The organism is Nocardia pseudobrasiliensis NBRC 108224, from assembly GCF_001613105.1.
GTDB lineage: Bacteria > Actinomycetota > Actinomycetes > Mycobacteriales > Mycobacteriaceae > Nocardia > Nocardia pseudobrasiliensis.
The window spans coordinates 1-18,877 of record NZ_BDBS01000040.1; the positions used below are offsets into that span (position 1 = coordinate 1).

Sequence of the window (18,877 nt, forward strand, 5' to 3'; positions counted from 1 at the left end):
GCCGAGACCCGTCGCCCGCGGGGTAAAGCCGCGACGGCCGCCGATATCGCCAACGCCCCGACCGACCGGTACGTCCCGGCGAAGCCCAGTCGAAGCGCCCGCCGCGCGGCCGCGAAACGTCCGCCCAGCAAGCAGGCCCGCGCCGCGCGTATCGCAGGTCGGCTGGCGGCGGCGGCCACCGCGGTGATCGTGGTGTCGGGCACCGGATTCGCCTACTACAGCGAGAAAAGCATCAACGAGGGCTTCACCCGATCCAATGTGATCAGCGAGGCCGATGCGGCCGCCCTCGACGGCGATATGAACATCCTGTTGATCGGCCTGGACACCCGCAAGGATCAGAACGGCAACGATCTGCCCAAGGACATCCTCGATCAGCTGCACGCCGGTGACGGCACCGAGGGCGGCTACAACGCCAATTCGCTGATCCTGGTCCACATTCCGAAGGATCTGAAGAAGATCACCGCCTTCTCCATCCCGCGTGACGACTACGTCCAGGTCGCGGGCATCCCCGGCTACGACCACGCCAAGATCAAGGAAGCCTACGGGCTCAAGAAGGCCACGGTCGAACAGAAGCTGGAGAACCAGGGCGTCAAGGACAAGGTGGAACTGGAACGTCAGGGCCGCGAGGCCGGACGCGAATCCATCGTGGCCACGGTCAAACAGCTCACCGGCGTGCCGATCAACCGCTTTGCCGAGATCTCACTGGTCGGCTTCTACGATCTGGCCAATATCCTCGGCGGCGTCGATGTCTGCCTGAACCACGCGGTCAACGACGAGTACTACTCCGGCGCGGTGTTCCCGGCCGGGCGTCAGCATCTCGACGCCGCCAACGCCCTGTCGTTCGTGCGCCAGCGCCACGGCCTGGACAACGGCGACCTCGACCGCACCCATCGCCAGCAGGCCTTTCTCACCTCGGTTGCCAAGCAGCTCAAGGATTCCGGCACGCTGACCAATGTCGGTAAGCTGCAGGCGCTGATCACCGCCGCGCAGAACGATGTCGTCCTGTCGCAGGGCTGGAATCTGCTCGACTTCGCCCAGACCATGGGTAAGGCGGGCTCGATCCCGATCGAGTTCCAGACCCTGCCGGTGAAGGCCTACGACAATGTCGACGGCCAGGACGTCAATGTCATCGATCCGGCCGCCATCAAGAAGGTCGTGCGCACCGCGTTCGGCGTGCAGACCCCGCAGCCGACCGCCCCGAAGACCGCGCCGCTGAGCACGGTGGACGTGCGCAATGCGGGCGCGGCCTCCGGTATGGCGGCGAAGGTGTCGAACTTCCTGTCCGGCAAGGGCTTCCACTCCGGCGACGCGCTCAATGCCCAGTACGGCGACGGCTCCAGCTCGGTGGTGTACTACCCGTCCAGCAGTACCGACGCCGACGCCACCCAGGTCGCCGATATGCTCGGCGGGCTGCCGACCGCGCCGTCGAAGAGTGTCGAGGCGGGACATGTGAAGGTGGTCATCGGCAGCGATTTCGCCATGCCGGACGATACGAGTTCGAGCGCGTCCGCGTCGACGACGGCGAGTCCCGATTCGACCGGTGCGTCCTCCTCTTCGACCTCGGTCTCCGCCTCGGCCGGTAGTTCCGGTGCGGGGGCGACTTCGGCCGACGGCCAACCCGATTCGGGTAAACCGGTCACCACCAGCATCGGTTCGGACATCCCCTGCGTGAACTGAACCCGCGTGTGCGCGCGGGCGTCTCGCCGCCCGGCGCATAGGATGCCCCGGTGACCGGATACGACGACGCGTTCGACCACCTCGACACCTCGACCCTGCCGCCGCGCCAGCAGCGAATCCTGGCCACCATTCAGGACTGGGTGGTGCGCCACGGATATCCGCCCGGCACACGGGAGTTGGGCGAGGCGGTCGGCCTGCGCTCCACCTCATCGGTGTCCAAGCATCTGAAGGCGCTGGAGGACAGGGGCTTTCTGCGGCGCGGGGAAACCATGACCCGCCCGATCGATGTGCGGCTGTTCCTGCGCGGCGCGGCGCCGCGCGAGGGCGACGAGGACGCCGTGGCGGTGCCCGTGGTCGGCGATATCGCCGCGGGCGTTCCGATCCTGGCCGAGGAGCACGCCGACGATATGCTCACCCTCTCGCGTCAGATGGTCGGGCGCGGAACGGTTTTCGCGCTGCGGGTGCGCGGCGACTCGATGATCGACGCGGCCATCTGCGACGGGGATATCGTCGTGGTGCGCCAGCAGCACGAGGCGCATACCGGCGATATCGTGGCGGCCATGATCGACGAGGAGGCCACGGTGAAGGTGTACCGCCGCAGCGGCGGCCACGTCTACCTCGAGCCCCGCAACCCGGCCTACCAGGTGATCGACGGCGACCGGGCCGTGGTGCTCGGCAAGGTGGTCTCGGTGATGCGCCGGATGTGACTACCGCACGGTGAGCACGAGTTCGCCCGGCGTGTTGATCTTGGATTCGGCCCGGGCGCGGGCATGCTCGACTGCGTGTCCGGTAGACGATTGCCGCGCGCGATCGAGGTGGTCGGTGCGCGCACGCACAACCTGCGCAATATTGAGGTGCGGGTGCCGTTGTGGTCGCTGGTGATGCTGACCGGGTTGTCCGGGTCGGGTAAGTCGTCGCTGGCCATGGGGGTGCTCTACGGGGAGGGTTCGCGCCGCTATCTCGACGGGTTGTCCGCCTACACCCGCCGACGCATCGGGCAGGCCGCGCGCCCGGATGTCGATCGCGTCGAATTCCTGCCGCCCGCGCTCGCGCTGCGCCAGCGCCCGCCCGTGCCCGGACCGCGCAGTACCGTCGGGACGCTGACCGAGGTGCTCAATGTGGTGCGGCTGATGTACTCCCGGCTGGGCTGGCATCTGTGCCCGAACGGGCATGTGCTCACCCCGACGCTGGCGCAGAGCGCGCAGCTCTGGCTGGACTGTCCGGTGTGCCGGGCGCATTTCGAACATCCGAGCGCGGAGTCGTTCTCGTTCAATACGATCGGACGCTGCCCGGACTGCGACGGGCTCGGCATTCGCGACGAGATCGACCCCGAGTCCCTGCTCGACGAATCCCGGTCGGTCGCGCAGGGCGCGGTGCGGCCGTGGAATCTGGCCGGGCGCAGCTATATGCCGGAGGTGGCCGCCGAACTCGGGGTGCGCACCGACGTACCGGTCGCGAAACTCACCGCGCGCGAACGCGATATCCTGCTCGACGGTCCGCCGGAGCGGCGCGAGGTCCATCTGACCAGTAAGGCCGGACGCACGGTCAGCCCGGTCATGACCTACGAAAGCGCCCGGCGCACAGTGGAAAACGCGCTCGCCAAGGCCGGCAGCGAACTCACCCGGCGTCGGCTGAGCCAGTTCTTCCGCACCGGACCCTGCCCGGCCTGTCACGGCACGCGGCTGCGGCCGCGGGCATTGACCACCACGCTGGCGGATCTGACCATCGCCGAGGCGAGCGAATTGCGCCTCGACGAGCTGAGCGGCTTCGCCGACCGCGTGGGCGCGAGCCTGCCCGGGGAGCTGCGGCCGCTGTCGGATCGGCTCACCGGCGAGCTGCGCGACGGGCTGGAACCGTTGCGGCGCTTGGGAATCGGCTATCTCGAGCTGAATCGCGCGGGTGCGACGCTGTCGACCGGCGAGCGTCAGCGCATCGGGCTGACCGCGACGCTGCAGGCGAAATCGACCGGCATGCTGTATGTGCTCGACGAGCCGTCGGTGGGGCTGCATCCGGACAATGTGGAGGGTTTGCGCACGGTCCTGCGCGCGCTGGTGGCGGCCGGCAATACCGTGGTGGCCGTCGATCACGACATCGCGCTGCTGCGCGATGCGGATCATCTGATCGAAATGGGTCCCGGCGCGGGACGCGCGGGCGGCACGGTCGTCGCGCAGGGCACGGTCGCGCAGCTGGCCCGCGCGGCGAAATCGGTGACCGGGCCCTATCTGTCGGGCCGCTACCAGCGGCGGTTCCGATGCCGTCGCGAGATCGAATCCGGCCATCCCGCACTGGAATTCACCGTCGACGAGCTGTACACGCTGCGCGATGTCACCGCGCGCGTGCCGGTGCGCAGACTCACCGCCGTGACCGGAGTGTCGGGCTCGGGGAAGACCTCGCTCATCCTCGACAGCCTGGTTCCGGCGCTCGTCGAGGAGATCCCGCCGCGTCATGTGCGCGTCGTCGAGCGGGCGGGTGTGCGGCGGACCGTGGTGTCGGACGCGACGCCGATCGGCAACAACTCCCGCTCCACCCCCGCCACCTACAGCGGCGCGTTCGACGCCATTCGCGCCCGCTACGCCGCCGAATCCGGGCTCGGCGCAACGCATTTCTCCTACAACACCCCCGCCGGGCAGTGCCCGACCTGTCTCGGTCTGGGGGAGTTGGACCTCGATATCCAGTATCTGCCCGATCTGACCGTCACCTGTCCGGACTGCCACGGCGCGCGCTACAACCCCGAGACCCTCGCGGTGCGGGTGGACGACAAGACGATCGCGGATGTCCTGGCGCTCACCGTGACCGAGGCCGTCGAACATTTCACCGGCTACTCCAAGATCACGACGCCACTGCGCGCGCTGCTCGACGTCGGGCTCGGCTATCTGAGCCTCGGGGAGCCCACCCCCGCGCTGTCGGGAGGCGAGGCTCAGCGACTGCGCCTGGCGACGGCGCTGCGCACCGATCAGCGCGATGTGCTCTACGTCTTCGACGAGCCCTCGATCGGGTTGCATCCCAACGATATTCGTACCCTGCTCGGGGTGCTGGATCGGCTGCTGGACGCCGAGGCGACCGTGATCGTCATCGACCACGACCTCGATGTCATCGCCAATGCCGATCATGTGATCGATATGGGTCCGGGAGGCGGGCCCGACGGCGGCCGGATCATCGCCACGGGCACGCCGGAACGGATCGCCGCCACCGCCGACGGCCGCACCGGGCATTGGCTACGAGATCACCTGGGCGACAACGCGTCCGGCTGATACCGCTAGGGCAGGGTGTCGGTCAGCACGTCGGAGTTGATGCCCAGCAGGACCATCGGGCGCGCGGTCAGCACATGCCAGCGCCGCGAAATGCCCTCGTGCACGGCGTGTGCGGCCGACAGCAGGGGATCGGCGTCGTCGACGCCCACCAGCCGGGCCCCGACATCGGCGGCGGATCGGCGATCCAGGGTCGGAACGAGCGTATGCGGCATATCGATCAACGCGGCGAGGATATCGAGCTGATCGGATGGGACCTGGGCGCGGGCGGCGGTGAGGACGGTGGCCGGAACGATGAGGGTGTTACCGGATTCGACGGTGGCCCAGGCGATGGCGTGCGGATACGGATCGCGCCGACACCAGCCGCGGACCGCGGCCAGGTCCAGCACCACCCCGGACAGGGCGGCCGGGTTCACGCTGCGCCGGCGCGGTATTCGTTCTCCGACAACGGCGGCAGCCCTAACAGTCGCCTGCCGTGGTTGACCATCTCGAGCGGCGGGCGGCCGCCGTAGACCGATTCGATCGCGGCCATCGAGCGCTCGCGGTCGAGGCGGGCCTGCACCGATTCGGCGACGAACGCGCTCACCGATTCGATTCGGCCGCCGTCTCGCCAGCTGTCGAGCGTGGCCGCGACCTCCTCGGGCACGGTCACGGTCACCTTGCGGGTCCGCCGCTCTCTCGCCATACCGGAAGTGTACTCGGGTATGTATGACGTGCGATTACTACGCGCGTATTATGCGGGTATGGGCTTCGAGTGGCCGGATTGGGCCTTGGCACATCTGGCCGGCGTCGAACCCCAGGAAGTCCGTCAGGTCCTCGGCGCCATCCGGCGCTGGCCGCGGCTCGCCGACGACAGCAATGTCACCGTGCTGTCGATCTGGGCCCGGACCGTCGACGGGCGTCCGCTGATCGTGGTGACCAGGCAGACCGATCAGTGGACCTGGCTGATCGTGGGCGCCCGCGAGATGCGCGCCGACGAGCTGACGGTGTTCGAGCACTGGGAACAGGAGAACCGGTGATGGGCGAGAAGGACTTTCCCTCCACCCCGGAGGAAACGAGCGCGTTCCTGGACCGGCTGACCTTCCGGGACGATCCGGTACCGGCCGCGCAGTTGCCGCCGCGATTGTCACCGGGTGAGGACATCATGGTCACCACCTCGATCCGGTTACCGATGCAGCTGCACGGCCGGATCAAGGAACTCGCCGAACAGCGCGGCATCGGGGTGTCGACCCTGGTGCGTGAATGGGCCGAGGCCGCGGTGGCCGATCTGGACGACCACGGTGAGCTCATCTCGCGCGCCGACGCTCTGCGCGCCTTGGCCCGCATCCACACCGTGCGCCACGCCAGCTGATCACGACAGCCGGGCGGTGAGCTCGGTGATCAGTCGATGGTCACCGCGGCCTCCCGAGCGCGGTCGCCGGGCGCGGGCATATCGCCCCAATCCGAACCGTCCTCGGAATTGAGGACGCTGCCGGGATAGGTGATACGCAACTGCGCGAGGGGCGCGGCCAGCCACTGTCGGAACGAGTGCCGGGTCAGAACCGTTTTCGCCAGCGTCGGCCCGAGATAGCGTCGCATGAGCCGGGCCGCGACCGACCGCCCGGAGATGACGCCGAACATCCGGTCGGTGGCCTTCAGCAGCCGCTCGCCGACCGGGTGCCGGTCACCGCTGTAGCTGTCGAGCAGTGTGTCCGCATTCGCGCCGGTTACATTGCCGCGCTGGACCATTGCGAGTTTCCAGGCCAGGTTGTAGGCGTCCTGGATGCCGGTGTTCATACCCTGCGCACCGGCCGGACTGTGCACGTGCGCGGCATCGCCGACGACGAAGATCCGCCCGGCGCGGTAGTCGGGCACGGTGCGCCGGTGCAGACGGTAACGGCTGACCCAGTATTCGCGGACCACGCGGGTGGGCACGGGGCAGCGCTCGTCCATCATCTGCTGGAACTGCTCGTGGGTCGGTTCGCTGTATTCCGGGGCCGGGCCCTCGGGACCGGTGTCCACTTTGCCGAAGATCCGGTAGCGGGCCGGTGCCGGGCATCGAGAAGGCGGCCATGAAGCCCGCGCGGGCCGGAAGACGTAGAGGTCCCCGTGCGGCATTTCCCAATCCAATTCCGCGTCGGCCATGATGAATTCGTCCGGATAGGTCGCGCCGAGGAACGGGATGTTCGCGCTCCCCCTTAATTCATCATTTGATGGGCCGCGCGGCCCATGATCGCAATGGGCGGTCAGCGCTGCTTGATCCAGTACATCTGCGTGCCGGTGTCGGCGGGCGCGGCTCTCGGCCGCGGGCCGAGTCGGTCGAGGTGGAAGCCGAGCCGGCGGGGGACGGCTGCGCTGCGGATATTGGCGACGTCGCAGCGGATTTCGACGCGGGTGATGCCGGGCAGGGTGCGGGCGAGGTCGGTCAGCGCGGCTGCGGCGCGGGTGATCACACCGCGGCCGGTGTGGGCGGTATGGCACCAGTAGCCGAGTTCGATTGCGCCGTCGCCGATTCGGTCGTGCAGGTTGATGCCGCCGAGAAGTGCGCCGTCGCGGTCGAAGATGCCGTAGCGGTAGCCACCGTCCGTGCTCGGCCAGAGTTCGCATTTCGCGGCGTAGCGGCGCTGTCCCTCGAGGGTGGCCAATTCGACGAGGCTGTCGCCCCACCACGGGCGCAGCAGGTCGTACGAGGCGGTGATCGCCGCCCATCGCGGGAACAGATCGCGACGCTGCCATCGGCGGATCAGCAGATCTCCCTGCTCGATCCGCGGGGCGGGGTGGATGCCGGGCGGCAGGGTCGACCTCGGTTCGGGGTGCATGGCAATGATGATCGCCGGTTTCGGTGCTGGCCCGTGGATTCGGTTGTGATCATCTGCCGGAATGCTTCGGCGCGGGCATCGGGCCGGACTGTTCGATGCGAAGTTTGTCCGGTTAGCAATTCGCTATGGAACCGGGGTACTGGATTGGACGTCTGACTGTGTCGTGTACATCTGGTGGTGAAGGGAGAGTGAGTTGGCCGGGTTTCTGAGCGTGGATATCGATGTGCTGGGCAAGATGGTGCAGTTGCTGCGGGGTTCGGAGCAGGTGCTCAACGATGCGATGACCGCCATGAAGCAGGGCGGGCACGGCGATATCGGGCCGCAGGTTCTCAATGACGCGGCCGACAGTTTCCAGACGCGATGGCATTACGGACTGCAGCGGATCGGCGAGCACGCGAAATCCGCGGGGGACGGCATTTCCCAATGCCGCGATGCCTACGAAGAGGTGGATCAGGGTTTCGCGGACGCGTTGACCCAAGCGCAATCCGCGGTGGATCAGTCCCTCGGCCAATTCGAACGTAAGTGAGCGCGGTGACCGACAATCCGTATCCCAATCTGGGTTTCAATCCCGTTCCGGGAGTTCCCGAGGACGTCGCGACTCTGCGTGGGAAGATCGACTCCGCGAGCGAGGCCGTCAAAGACACCAATGACGTGCTGAGCCGCCTGCGTAACGGTAACGACAGCGTGTGGAAGGGCGAGGGCGGCGACGCGTTCCGCAGCCATTTCGACACCACACTCGCGCAGGATCTCGGTTACGCGCAGCATTCTCTCGAACGGGCGGTGACCGTACTCGACGAGTGGCATACCGGCCTGGTGTCGGACCGCGATGCCGCTCTTACGCTCGAGACCGAGGCCGCGGCGGCCAGGCAGGAGCATGCGCAGGCGCAGGCCGCGCTGACGCAGGCCCAGGCGAATCCCGATCTGAATCTGGCGCATCAGTCGTTTTCGGAGGGTGCGGAGTTGCAGGCCGCGCAGACTCGGCTCGACGCCGCGATCGCGCGGGTGAATTCGGCGACGACCGCGGTGACGGATGCGCAGAACAAGATCGACTCCGTGATCAAGCGCGCGCACGACCTGGAACAGACCCACAACACGTTGGCGAAAAAGGTCGCGGCCGAACTGGATTCGGCCGCCAAGGATTTCGCGCCCAGCCCGCCGAACAAGCACTGGTGGAACAAGATCGCCGACGCGGTGAAAGCGGTGGGCGACTGGATCTCCGAGCACCGAGAACTCGTCCACAATATCCTGAGCACCGTGGCGGCCGTCGGCGCGCTGGTCGCGATGTTCACACCGCCGCCGTTCGATGTCATCGGCATGGTCGTCGGCATCGCCGCGAGCGCCGCCAATGTCGGACTCGACCTCACCGATCCGAAGATTCGCAACGATATCGGGGACTTCGCCAAGGGCATCGGCAACGGCGACTTCCTGCACGGCGATTTCCACACCCAGGATCTCAAATCGCTGGCGACGGTCGGCGTGGACGGACTCGGCATGGCGCCGGGTTATGGTGCGGTGCAAGGGGTTCGCTCGATGGGCAAACTGGCCGCGGAGGCGGCTGAGGCGGGCACGGTCGCTCCGAGTCTGACGGCGGTGTTGTCGGATGCCGCCCATGCGCCGGGTCTGTCGACGAAGGGCATCAACAGTCTGTTCACCAAGGCGCCCGATTCGGTATTCGGCGTCGGCGCGCACGCGAGTCCCGAACTGGCCCTGATGAACCGGCTCGATTCGATCGAGATGGTGTGGCGAGGTAAGACCGCGGCGACCGCCGGATACCACGACATCAGGGATTGGCTGAAATCGTGAACAGGATCGCTCGTGAGGTCGACCTCGGAATCCGGATCCCGGTCGGCTACATACCACTTCCGCTGAGCGGCATCGATCGGAGCATCGCGACGGCCGCGGCGTTACTGCGCGAGGTCGGTCCCGCCGATATCGCTCGGGCCGCCGATCAGGTGCTTCCCGCGATGGAAGCGTTCCTCGGCGAGCTCGCCCGCGACGGCGTCCGCTACTGCGGCCTGGGCAGACATTCGATCGAGGACGAACTCGTGACCTCGGTGCTGACGGTCCTGGTCTACGACGCCGAGGGCGACACCGAGAATCCCCGTCTGGTGGTGAAGAACCTCGCCGAGGCCAAGATGGCGTCCGGAGATCCGGGTGAGATTCAGGTGATCGAGCTGGACAACCGGCCGATGATGTTCTTCGAACAGGTTCGAGAACTGCCGGTGCCGGACTTTCCCGGTAATCCGATGCGAGGGACGACGGCCTCGACGTATCAGCTGGAAGCCGTGATTCCGTCCGAGGACGGCTCGGCGATCGCGGCGATCGAACTCTCGACGATCTTCGTCGCCCGTGGCCCGTGGTTTCGCCCTGTGGTCATCGATATGGCCAGGTCTGTCGATCTGCAGATCCGCAATCGCGACGGAGGGTGGCTGGCGCTGTGACTTACGGGCGGCACAGCAAGGGCGGGTCCGGCCAACCCCCGGAACCCTCCGAGGTACGCGGGATCGAGACATTCGGGCGGCTCGACGACCCGCCGACCGAGTATGGGACGTGGGGCGACCCCAGGTATCCGTCGACGCGGCGGCTGCGGGGGATTACGGCATTCGTTGTGGATTGGGTACTGCACGCCGGGCCGATGATCGCGGTGTTCGTGGTGATGGCGCAGGATCATGTGCTCGATGAGAAGTTGCCGCAGGCGCGATTTTGGGCGTTGGTGTCTTGGCCGGTGCTTTCGATTATCGATCGTGTTGTGGTGCAAGGGCTTTGGCATGGCAGTGTGGGGAAGTTGCTGTGCGGGCTGGTGGTGATTCGGCCCGAGGATGGCGGGTGGCCCGGGTTCGGACGGTTGGTGAAGGTGTGGGTGGTGGGGGTTTTCTTCTGGGTTTTCTTCCTGCTCAGCGTGTTCGGGAACTACACCGGTGGCGGGGGCGGGCCGGAGTTCTCGTTGCCCGCGGTCCGGCGTCAGGACGTGCGCGTGGGTCAGTGATCGGCTCGGTGGACCTCGTCGGGGGATTTGTCGGGGCGCAGGCCGCGCCAGGACGGGTGGCGCAGGCGGCCGTCGGTGGTCCATTCGGTGAAGGTGACCTCGCCGACGAGGGTCGGGGTCACCCAGATGGCGTCTTTGACGTCGGCCTGGACCGTAGGGGTCGAGCGGTGCAGGGGCGCGAGGCGCGATTGCAGGTCGGCGAGGGTGGCCCGGGTGAAGCCGGTGCCTACGTTGCCGATGTAGCGCAGGTGGCCGGATTCGTCGTTGACGGCCATGAGGAGTGCGCCGATGCCGCCCGCGCGGCGGCCCGCGCCGGGACGCCAGCCGACGATGATCACCTCCTGGTCGTTGGTGTTCTTGACCTTGATCCACAGCGGGCTGCGGCGGCCGGGCTGGTAGGGGCTGTCGAGGCGTTTGCACACGATGCCTTCCAATCCGAGACGTGCGGATTCGGCGAGGACGTTCGCGCCGACACCGGACAGGCGGGGCGGGACGCGCCAGTGCGGGCCGTGCGGGTCGAGCCGTTCGAGGAGTTCGCGGCGCTGGGCGTAGGGCAGATCGATCAGGGAGCGGTCGCCGATGTGCAGGAGGTCGAAGATCAGATAGGCGGCCGGAACCGATTGGGTGAGCGCGCGAATGGCGGCGGGATTGCGCTGATGCATGCGCGGTTGCAGGGCCTCGAAGGAGGTGCGGCCGTCGGGCAGGAAGGTGACGATCTCGCCGTCGACGACGAAGGGCGGATGCGCGGGGGCGATGTCGGCGAATTCGGGCCAGGCGGGGGTGATGTCCCTGTCGTTGCGCGAGACCAGCCGCAGCGTCCGGTCGATGTAGCCGATGGCCCGGATGCCGTCGAATTTGACCTCGTAGGCCCAGCGGTCATCGTCGGTGGGCAACGTGCCTGCCGTCGCCGACATCGCCGCGTACCGCGGCAGACCGGTCATAGCGCCTCGTCGTTCCTCTCGCGAGCTCGAACGCGGATCTACGACAATCAGACGAATGATACCGACCGGTCGAACTTTCGAGTGGGAGCTGGGCGTGGCACGATTTTCGATGTGAGCAAACCCGCCGCGGAGCAGAATCTGCAGGATCTCGCCCGCCTGCGTCGCGTGCGTGATCGCATCGACCGCGAATACGCACAGCCGCTGGACGTCGAGGCGCTCGCGCGGGACGCGCACATGTCGGCCGGACATCTGAGCCGCCAGTTCAAGCTGCACTACGGCGAATCGCCGTATTCCTATCTCATGACCCGCCGCATCGAGCGGGCCATGGCCTTGCTGCGGCGCGGGGATCTGAGCGTCACCGAGATCTGCTTCGCGGTCGGCTGTTCGTCGCTGGGCACCTTCAGCACCCGCTTCACCGAACTGGTCGGTGTGTCACCGAGCGTGTATAGGCGCGAGGCGGCCCGGTCGACCGAGGGCATGCCGTCGTGTGTGGCCAAACAGGTCACCAGACCGGTCAGGAATCGAGAAGCGCAGGCAACCAAGCCGCAATTAGCCTGATCGACATGGATATCACCATTGCCGCGAGCTTCCTGCCGCACAACGACCCCGAGGCCGCCCGGACCTTCTACCGCGACATCCTCGGCTTCGAGATCCGCAAGGACGTCGGCTACAACGGGATGCACTGGATCACCGTGGGTCCGGCCGGGCAGCCCGACACCGCGATCGTGCTGTTCCCGCCCACCGCGACCCCGGGCCTGACCGACGACGAGCGCCGCACGATCCACGAGATGATGGCCAAGGGCACCTACGGCAGCCTGCTGCTGGCGAGCAAGGATGTCGACGGGACCTTCGAACGCCTGCAGGCCAGCGACGCCGAGGTCGTGCAGGAGCCGACCGATCAGCCCTACGGCGTGCGCGACTGCGCCTTCCGCGACCCCTCGGGCAACCTCATTCGTATTCAGCAGCTCGGCTGAGCCCCCGGCGAGCACCCTTCCCGGCCCGAAAGATGGAGACACGATGACCAAGGCCACCAAGACGGGCGGAAAACCGACCGGTCCGCTATCTGTCGCCGACAGTCACGATCTGATCCGCGTGCACGGCGCGCGCGAGAACAACCTCGCGAATGTCAGCATCGACATCCCCAAGCGACGATTGACCGTCTTCACCGGCGTATCGGGTTCGGGTAAGAGTTCGCTGGTCTTCGACACCATCGCCGCGGAATCGCGACGGCTGATCAACGAGACCTACAGCACCTTCGTCCAGGGCTTCATGCCGTCGCTGGCCCGCCCCGAGGTCGACGTCCTCGAGGGTCTGACCACCGCGATCATCGTCGACCAGGAGCGCATGGGCAGCGATCCGCGCTCCACGGTCGGCACCGCCACCGACGCCAACGCCATGCTGCGCATCCTGTTCAGCAGGCTCGCGAAGCCGAATATCGGCTCGCCGAAGGCGTATTCGTTCAATGTCGCTTCGGCCAGCGGGGCGGGCGCGGTCACCTACGAGCGCGGCGGCAAGCAGGTGCGCGAGCGCCGCAGCTTCACCATCACCGGCGGCATGTGCGCGCGCTGCGAGGGCCGCGGCTCGGTCAACGACATCGATCTGACCCAGCTCTACGACGACAGCAAATCCCTCAACGAAGGGGCGCTGACCATCCCCGGCTACAGCATGGACGGCTGGTTCGGCCGGATCTTCAGCGGCTGCGGCTATTTCGATCCGGACAAACCGATCGAGAAATTCACCAAGCGCGAACTCGACGACCTGCTGTACAAGGAGCCGACCAAGATCAAGGTCGACGGCATCAACCTCACCTACGAGGGCCTGATCCCCAAGCTGCGAAAGACCATGCTGTCCAAGGACGTCGAGGCCATGCAGCCGCATATCCGCGCCTTCGTCGAGCGCGCGGTCACCTTCCAGACCTGCCCGGACTGCGACGGCACCCGGCTCAACGAGGGCGCTCGGTCGTCGAAGATCGAGGGTGTCAGCATCGCCGACGCCTGCGCGATGCAGATCAGCGATCTGGCCGCGTGGGTCTCGGGGCTGGCGGAGCCCTCGGCCGCGCCGCTGCTGGCGGCGCTGAGGCATACCCTGGACTCGTTCGTGGAGATCGGCCTGGGTTATCTGTCGCTGGATCGGCCCTCGGGCACGCTGTCGGGCGGTGAGGCGCAGCGGGTCAAGATGATTCGACATCTGGGCTCCTCGCTCACCGATGTCACCTACGTCTTCGACGAGCCCACCGCGGGTCTGCATCCGCACGATATCCAGCGGATGAACGAGCTGCTGCTCAGATTGCGCGACAAGGGCAACACGGTGCTGGTGGTGGAGCACAAACCGGAGGCCATCGCGATCGCCGATCATGTCGTGGATCTGGGTCCCGGCGCGGGCGCGGCGGGCGGCACGGTCTGTTTCGAGGGCACCGTCGAGGGTCTGCGCACCAGCGACACCATCACCGGACGGCATTTCGACGATCGCGCCGCGCTCAAGGATTCGGTGCGCAAAGCCAAGGGCGCGTTGAAGATTCGCGGCGCGAACGCCAACAATCTACGCAAGGTCGATGTCGATGTCCCGCTCGGGGTGCTGTGCGTGGTCACCGGCGTCGCGGGCTCGGGGAAGAGTTCGCTGATCCACGGCTCGATTCCGGCGTCGGAGGGTGTGGTGTCGGTCGATCAGACTCCGATCCGCGGTTCGCGGCGCAGCAATCCGGCGACCTATACCGGGCTGCTCGAGCCGATCCGCAAGGCTTTCGCCAAGGCCAATGGCGTGAAACCGGCGCTGTTCAGCGCGAATTCGGAGGGCGCGTGTCCGGGCTGCAACGGCGCGGGGGTCGTCTACACCGATCTGGGCATCATGGCGGGCGTCGCGACCACCTGTGAGGAGTGCCAGGGCAAGCGGTTCCAGGCGGCGGTGCTGGACTATCACCTGGGCGGCCGCGATATCAGCGAGGTGCTGGCGATGTCGGTGACCGAGGCCGAGGCGTTCTTCGGCGAAGGCGAGGCGCGCACTCCGGCCGCGCACGCGATCCTGACCCGGCTCGCCGATGTCGGGCTCGGCTATCTGACCATCGGCCAGCCGCTGACCACGCTGTCGGGCGGCGAGCGCCAGCGGCTGAAGCTGGCCACGCATATGGGCGACAAGGGCGGGGTGTACGTCCTCGACGAGCCGACCACCGGCCTGCATCTCGCCGATGTGCAGCAGCTGCTCGGCTTGCTCGATCGACTGGTGGATTCGGGTAAGTCGGTGATCGTGATCGAACATCATCAGGCGGTCATGGCCCACGCCGACTGGATCATCGACCTCGGTCCCGGCGCGGGGCACGACGGCGGCACGATCGTCTTCGAGGGCACACCCGCCGATCTGGTGGGTGAGCGGTCGACCCTGACCGGCGAACATCTCGCGCGATACGTCGGGGCCTGAACGCTCAGCGTTGAACCGGGTCGACCGGATCGTCGCAGCTGTCGGGCGGATCGACCTGGGAGCACGGGACCGGCGGGCGGGTGGGGTGATAGTTCGCGGGCACCCCGCCCGCGCGGATCACGGTGGCATACGCCTCGACCGCGTCGGTGGGGTGGCGCACCAGATCGGGATCGCCGGTGACATCGACGCTGTAGAGGCCGAAACGCGGTGCGTAGGAGCCCCATTCGTAGTTGTCGGTGAGACTCCAGTAGTTGTAGCCGATGACGTTCATACCGTCGGCCTTCGCGCGCTGCAGCCAGTAGACGGTGTCGCGCAGGTGGTCGGCGCGCGTGTACTTGTCGGGGCGGGGCTGGTTGTTGTCGGTCGGCATCCCGTTCTCGACCACGTACAGCGGTTTGCCGGGAAACTGCTTGGCGTAGTGGCGCAGTGCGTAATAGATGCCCTCGGTTTGCAGGGGCAGATTCCACATACCGGGTGCGCCCGCCGCGGTGGCGCCCTCCTGCGGGCCGGGGTCGGGGCCGAAGTAGTAGTCGATGCCGAGGAAGTCGAGTTTGTCGCGAACCTTGTCGACGAAGGGCTGGTTCACCGAGGTCTCCGCGCCGGGGACGAAGCCGAGATTGCTGGTGACCAGGGCGTCGGGCTGCAGGCGGTGGATCTCGTCGTAGATGGCGTTGTGCGCCTGGGCCATCCGGTCCATGGCCGCGGGCCACTGCTCATCGGTGAGATTGCCGATGCGCCGCTCGGTGCCCAGATATGCGCCGGGCTCGTTGATGGTGACCCAGATCGGCGCGCGGGAGGCGAAGTGCTCCACCACCTTCCGGGCGTTGGTGAGCCAGTCGTCGACCATGCCCTGATTGCGCCAGCCGCCGCGATCGGCCTCCCAGCCGGGATAGACCCAGTGGTCGAGGGTGAGCATCGGGGTCATCCCGGCGGCCTCGACGGCATTGACGATGGCGTCGTAGACGGAGAACGCGCCGTCGTCCCAGCGGTCCGGACTCGGCTGCACGCGGGCCCATTCGACGCTGAGCCGGAAGACCTTGACCCCCAGTCGCGCCGCGCGATCGATATCGGCGGTGTATCGGTCGAGGAAGCGCACCGAATCGTGGTACGGCTCGGCCGCGCCGGAGGCGATGTAGCGGGTCCAATTGCTGTCGGGCGCACGGCCTTCGGACTGGAAGCCCGAGGCCGCCACCCCCCACAGGAAGTTCTCGCCCAGCGACGCCGGCGCGGGCGCGCCCGGTGCGGGTGCGGCGGTGGCCACCGCGCCGGTCGCGACCAGGGCGGCCAGCGCGGCGGCCGCGGCTACCAGCCGTCGGTGCGTAGACTGTCGCATTCCAGCAACATTAGCTACGTGATAGCCCAAAACCGTGTCGCGACCCGGCGTGTCGTGTGGCGGCGAAACAACCGGGGCGCTCGTGTCCGCCCCGGTGCGGCGAAGGCGGCTTGGCGACGGGCTGCCCGGGTGCGGACGCGGGTGAAAGGCCTGGGCGCAACGGTTTGCCGAGTGCGGACGCGGGTGAAAGGCCCCGGCGACGGTTCGCCGGGCGCGGACACGCGGGTGAAAGGACTACACGGCGACGGCCTGCCCAGTGCGGGCGCGCCGGGCGAATCCGTAGGCGGCGATCGCCGCCGGGATGTTCATCAGGACTCCGTACACCGCGGGCGGGACGGCCATCGCGCTGTCGTGCAGAACCGAGGTCGCGACCGCGATGGCCAGTGCCCCGTTGTGGATGCCGATCTCCATACCGGCCGCGATCGCCTGATCGTCGGGGATGCGCAGCAGTCGGGGGACCAGATAGCCCAGGGCCAGGCCGATCGCCGCGAGCAGCAGGCACACCGCCGACAGCGCGCCGATATGGGCGGTGAGGGTGCGGAAGTCGCGGGCCACGGCCGCGAGGACGACCAGGGCGAGCACCACGATCGAGGCGACCTTGACCGTGCCGCGGGCGCGCTGGGCCCAGCCGGGGAAGCGGTGACGTACGAACATGCCGAGGGCGACCGGAACCAGCATGATCGCGAACACCTGGGCGAATTTGTCCGGCCGCAGGCCGATTCCGGCGTCACCGTCGAGGAACAGCGTGTAGGCCAGCCCCACCCACAGCGGCAGCGTGAACACCGTCAGCACCGAATTCACCGCGGTGAGGGTGATGTTGAGCGCCACGTTCCCGCCCGCGACATGGCTGAACAGATTGGCCGACGGCCCACCCGGCGACGCGGCCAGCAGCACCATGCCCGCCGCCACGGCCCCCTCGAGCCGGAACAGATAGATCAATCCCAGACACACCAGCGGCAGCAACACCATTTGGCACACCAGCGCCACCGCCGCCGCCTTCGGATACCGCAGCACCCGCGCGAAGTCGGCCACGGTCAACGTCAACCCCAGCCCGAACATCACCAAGGCCAACGCGAGCGGCAGAAACACCGCGAACAACGAACCCACCGTCAACTCCTCGTGTGTGACAACAGGTTCAGACAGTAGTCAGCCGCCGGAAGGCGGGGGAGACGCAGAAACCTATGTGAGAGTAAAGATCGCGCGCGCCGACAACCTCGTCGACGCGCGCGATCTCACGTTCCGCAGCGAACGCCTCTCATTTCGATCCGCCGCGGAAGCCCTTCCCCTGGGCCGATTCTCAGCAGTTGCTGGGCGCGGGCCGCCCGGCAAACCGGTCGGCGAGATAGTCGATCGCGCGGGGCGCGTTGAGCATGCCCGTGCCATGGTCGGCGCCCGGCAGCATATCCAGCTGAATCGGGGTGCCGGCGTGGCAGTAGCGGGCCACGACCTCGCGGACCAGTTGCGGGCTGACGACGTCGTTGGTGCCGTGCCACTGGTAGATCGGGGTGCGCGGGATGCCGTCGAAGGTCTCGAGGCTGTTGGCGTGCAGGATGTGGACCTGGGTGGCGTTGACATCGTCGGGGGTGCCGTTGAAGAAGTCGGTGAACTTCTTGTTGGCCGCGTCGGCGATGATCTGCTCGGTGCAGGCGTTGGACATCCGATCCCGCAACGCCAGACCCGCCGGGTTCAGCCACTTGTCCAGCGACATATCCTTCGGGTACTCGCGCTCGAGGCCGATCGCGCCCGCGAAGCCCAGTCCGAACAGCGGATTGGGATTGCCCGAGACGTCCAGGGCCAGTTTGCCGATGTTCTCCGGAACCCCACCCAGCGCGGTGCCCACGATCGGAAGTTCGGGGGCGTAGTCGGGGGCCAGTGCCGCCGCGAAGCCGGTCACCATGCCGCCACCGGAGTATCCGGCGAGCGCCAGCGGGCTGTCGGCCAGGCCGATCTGCTTGAACCGCTTGATCGCTCGCGCGCTGTCGAGCACGAGCCGTCCGCCCATCCGGGCGGCGCCGTAGGCGCTGTCGGGTCCGAGGTAGTCGGGCACGGTGACCGCCCAGCCGCGGGCCAGCAGCAGATTCAGCGCCACCGACTCCTTGACCTCACCGGTGAACAGTCCGTGCGAAGGCGCGCATTGCAATCCGAGCGCGTTGATGAACGGCTGATACGACACCAGCGGCTGGTTGTGCCCACCGCCCGGCGGCACCAGCACGGTGGTCACCGCGGCGATCGGATCGCCCGCGGAGTTCGTCGAGCGGTACACCAGTTGCCACGCCGAGGATCCGGGGAACAGGACCTGCGGGATCTGCCGGCTGCGCACCACATCGCCGGGCTTGAAGTTCGCGATATCGCCGGGCGCCGCGTAGAACGGGTCCGGGTCGGCGATCGGGTAGATCGCCGCCTGGGCGGGCGTGGCCGTGGCCAGTCCCGCCGTGATAGCCACCGCCGCAACGCCGAGGCGTACGGCCATGCTCCGCACGAAC

Annotated in this window: 20 protein-coding genes; 12 read left to right on the forward strand and 8 right to left on the reverse strand. The window is 67.5% G+C overall.

Annotated elements, in window-relative coordinates; translation table 11 throughout:
- Nucleotides 1–45: 45 nt before the first annotated feature.
- The 3 genes from NP4_RS28675 (at nucleotide 46) to NP4_RS28685 (ending at nucleotide 4,928) form a co-directional block, all read left to right on the forward strand.
- On the forward strand, nucleotides 46–1,677 hold the full coding sequence (locus NP4_RS28675) for an LCP family protein (RefSeq protein ID WP_068004845.1): 1,632 nt from the start codon (nucleotides 46–48) through the stop codon (nucleotides 1,675–1,677).
- A 50-nt stretch (nucleotides 1,678–1,727) separates the two neighbouring features.
- Nucleotides 1,728–2,384 (forward strand): transcriptional repressor LexA, encoded by a 657-nt coding sequence (gene lexA, locus NP4_RS28680; RefSeq protein ID WP_068004579.1) that lies wholly within the window; start codon nucleotides 1,728–1,730, stop codon nucleotides 2,382–2,384.
- A 75-nt stretch (nucleotides 2,385–2,459) separates the two neighbouring features.
- Nucleotides 2,460–4,928: an excinuclease ABC subunit UvrA gene (locus NP4_RS28685; protein WP_245998396.1), complete on the forward strand. Its 2,469-nt coding sequence runs from the start codon at nucleotides 2,460–2,462 to the stop codon at nucleotides 4,926–4,928.
- A gap of 5 nt (nucleotides 4,929–4,933) precedes the next feature.
- On the opposite strand, the gene NP4_RS28690 is transcribed toward NP4_RS28685, so the two are convergent.
- On the reverse strand, nucleotides 4,934–5,341 hold the full coding sequence (locus NP4_RS28690; protein ID WP_068004581.1) for a hypothetical protein: 408 nt from the start codon (nucleotides 5,339–5,341) through the stop codon (nucleotides 4,934–4,936).
- On the reverse strand, nucleotides 5,338–5,610 hold the full coding sequence (locus NP4_RS28695) for a hypothetical protein (RefSeq protein ID WP_062512432.1): 273 nt from the start codon (nucleotides 5,608–5,610) through the stop codon (nucleotides 5,338–5,340). The genes NP4_RS28690 and NP4_RS28695 overlap by 4 nt, the downstream gene beginning before the upstream one ends.
- 58 nt (nucleotides 5,611–5,668) lie before the next feature.
- On the opposite strand from NP4_RS28695, the gene NP4_RS28700 reads away from it, so the two are divergent.
- Nucleotides 5,669–5,944 (forward strand): hypothetical protein, encoded by a 276-nt coding sequence (locus NP4_RS28700; RefSeq protein ID WP_068004846.1) that lies wholly within the window; start codon nucleotides 5,669–5,671, stop codon nucleotides 5,942–5,944.
- Nucleotides 5,941–6,276 (forward strand): hypothetical protein, encoded by a 336-nt coding sequence (locus tag NP4_RS28705; protein ID WP_156524947.1) that lies wholly within the window; start codon nucleotides 5,941–5,943, stop codon nucleotides 6,274–6,276. The genes NP4_RS28700 and NP4_RS28705 overlap by 4 nt, the downstream gene beginning before the upstream one ends.
- Before the next feature lie 29 nt (nucleotides 6,277–6,305).
- Here the strand turns inward: NP4_RS28705 and NP4_RS28710 are convergent, their stop codons facing one another.
- Nucleotides 6,306–7,049: an FAD-dependent monooxygenase gene (locus NP4_RS28710; RefSeq protein ID WP_082876309.1), complete on the reverse strand. Its 744-nt coding sequence runs from the start codon at nucleotides 7,047–7,049 to the stop codon at nucleotides 6,306–6,308.
- A gap of 101 nt (nucleotides 7,050–7,150) precedes the next feature.
- On the reverse strand, nucleotides 7,151–7,723 hold the full coding sequence (locus tag NP4_RS28715; protein ID WP_082876310.1) for a GNAT family N-acetyltransferase: 573 nt from the start codon (nucleotides 7,721–7,723) through the stop codon (nucleotides 7,151–7,153).
- Nucleotides 7,724–7,916: 193 nt separating this feature from the next.
- Here NP4_RS28715 and NP4_RS28720 point away from each other — a divergent pair, with 193 nt between their 5' ends.
- The 4 genes from NP4_RS28720 to NP4_RS28735 are packed head-to-tail and all read left to right on the forward strand — an operon-like array spanning nucleotide 7,917 to nucleotide 10,709.
- Complete coding sequence (locus NP4_RS28720; RefSeq protein ID WP_068004585.1) at nucleotides 7,917–8,249, forward strand: hypothetical protein; 333 nt, start codon at nucleotides 7,917–7,919, stop codon at nucleotides 8,247–8,249.
- A 5-nt stretch (nucleotides 8,250–8,254) separates the two neighbouring features.
- The gene (locus tag NP4_RS28725; protein ID WP_147288061.1) at nucleotides 8,255–9,526 is read left to right on the forward strand and encodes a hypothetical protein; all 1,272 of its coding nucleotides are present in this window, start codon (nucleotides 8,255–8,257) and stop codon (nucleotides 9,524–9,526) included.
- The gene (locus NP4_RS28730; RefSeq protein WP_068004590.1) at nucleotides 9,523–10,164 is read left to right on the forward strand and encodes a hypothetical protein; all 642 of its coding nucleotides are present in this window, start codon (nucleotides 9,523–9,525) and stop codon (nucleotides 10,162–10,164) included. Before NP4_RS28725 ends, NP4_RS28730 begins: the two co-directional genes overlap by 4 nt.
- Entirely contained in the window at nucleotides 10,161–10,709 is a 549-nt protein-coding gene (locus NP4_RS28735) for an RDD family protein (RefSeq protein ID WP_255285563.1), read from the forward strand. Before NP4_RS28730 ends, NP4_RS28735 begins: the two co-directional genes overlap by 4 nt.
- On the opposite strand, the gene ligD is transcribed toward NP4_RS28735, so the two are convergent.
- A complete protein-coding gene (gene ligD / locus NP4_RS28740) occupies nucleotides 10,703–11,650 on the reverse strand; it encodes a non-homologous end-joining DNA ligase (RefSeq protein ID WP_068004595.1) in 948 nt (315 codons plus the stop codon). The genes NP4_RS28735 and ligD overlap by 7 nt on opposite strands.
- 111 nt (nucleotides 11,651–11,761) lie before the next feature.
- On the opposite strand from ligD, the gene NP4_RS28745 reads away from it, so the two are divergent.
- From NP4_RS28745 to NP4_RS28755, 3 genes are read left to right on the forward strand one after another with little or no spacing between them, the layout of a single operon-like run.
- The gene (locus NP4_RS28745) at nucleotides 11,762–12,208 is read left to right on the forward strand and encodes a helix-turn-helix transcriptional regulator (protein WP_068004597.1); all 447 of its coding nucleotides are present in this window, start codon (nucleotides 11,762–11,764) and stop codon (nucleotides 12,206–12,208) included.
- Nucleotides 12,209–12,213: 5 nt separating this feature from the next.
- A complete protein-coding gene (locus NP4_RS28750) occupies nucleotides 12,214–12,624 on the forward strand; it encodes a VOC family protein (protein ID WP_068004600.1) in 411 nt (136 codons plus the stop codon).
- A 43-nt stretch (nucleotides 12,625–12,667) separates the two neighbouring features.
- Entirely contained in the window at nucleotides 12,668–15,061 is a 2,394-nt protein-coding gene (locus tag NP4_RS28755) for an ATP-binding cassette domain-containing protein (protein ID WP_068004603.1), read from the forward strand.
- A gap of 4 nt (nucleotides 15,062–15,065) precedes the next feature.
- On the opposite strand, the gene NP4_RS28760 is transcribed toward NP4_RS28755, so the two are convergent.
- From NP4_RS28760 to NP4_RS28770, 3 genes are all read right to left on the reverse strand, one after another.
- Nucleotides 15,066–16,394, reverse strand: coding sequence for a family 1 glycosylhydrolase (locus NP4_RS28760; RefSeq protein WP_068004605.1), 1,329 nt, complete (start codon nucleotides 16,392–16,394; stop codon nucleotides 15,066–15,068).
- A 234-nt stretch (nucleotides 16,395–16,628) separates the two neighbouring features.
- Nucleotides 16,629–17,501: a bile acid:sodium symporter family protein gene (locus NP4_RS28765; RefSeq protein ID WP_068004607.1), complete on the reverse strand. Its 873-nt coding sequence runs from the start codon at nucleotides 17,499–17,501 to the stop codon at nucleotides 16,629–16,631.
- 190 nt (nucleotides 17,502–17,691) lie between these two features.
- On the reverse strand, nucleotides 17,692–18,864 hold the full coding sequence (locus tag NP4_RS28770; protein WP_068004610.1) for a lipase family protein: 1,173 nt from the start codon (nucleotides 18,862–18,864) through the stop codon (nucleotides 17,692–17,694).
- Nucleotides 18,865–18,877: the final 13 nt, after the last annotated feature.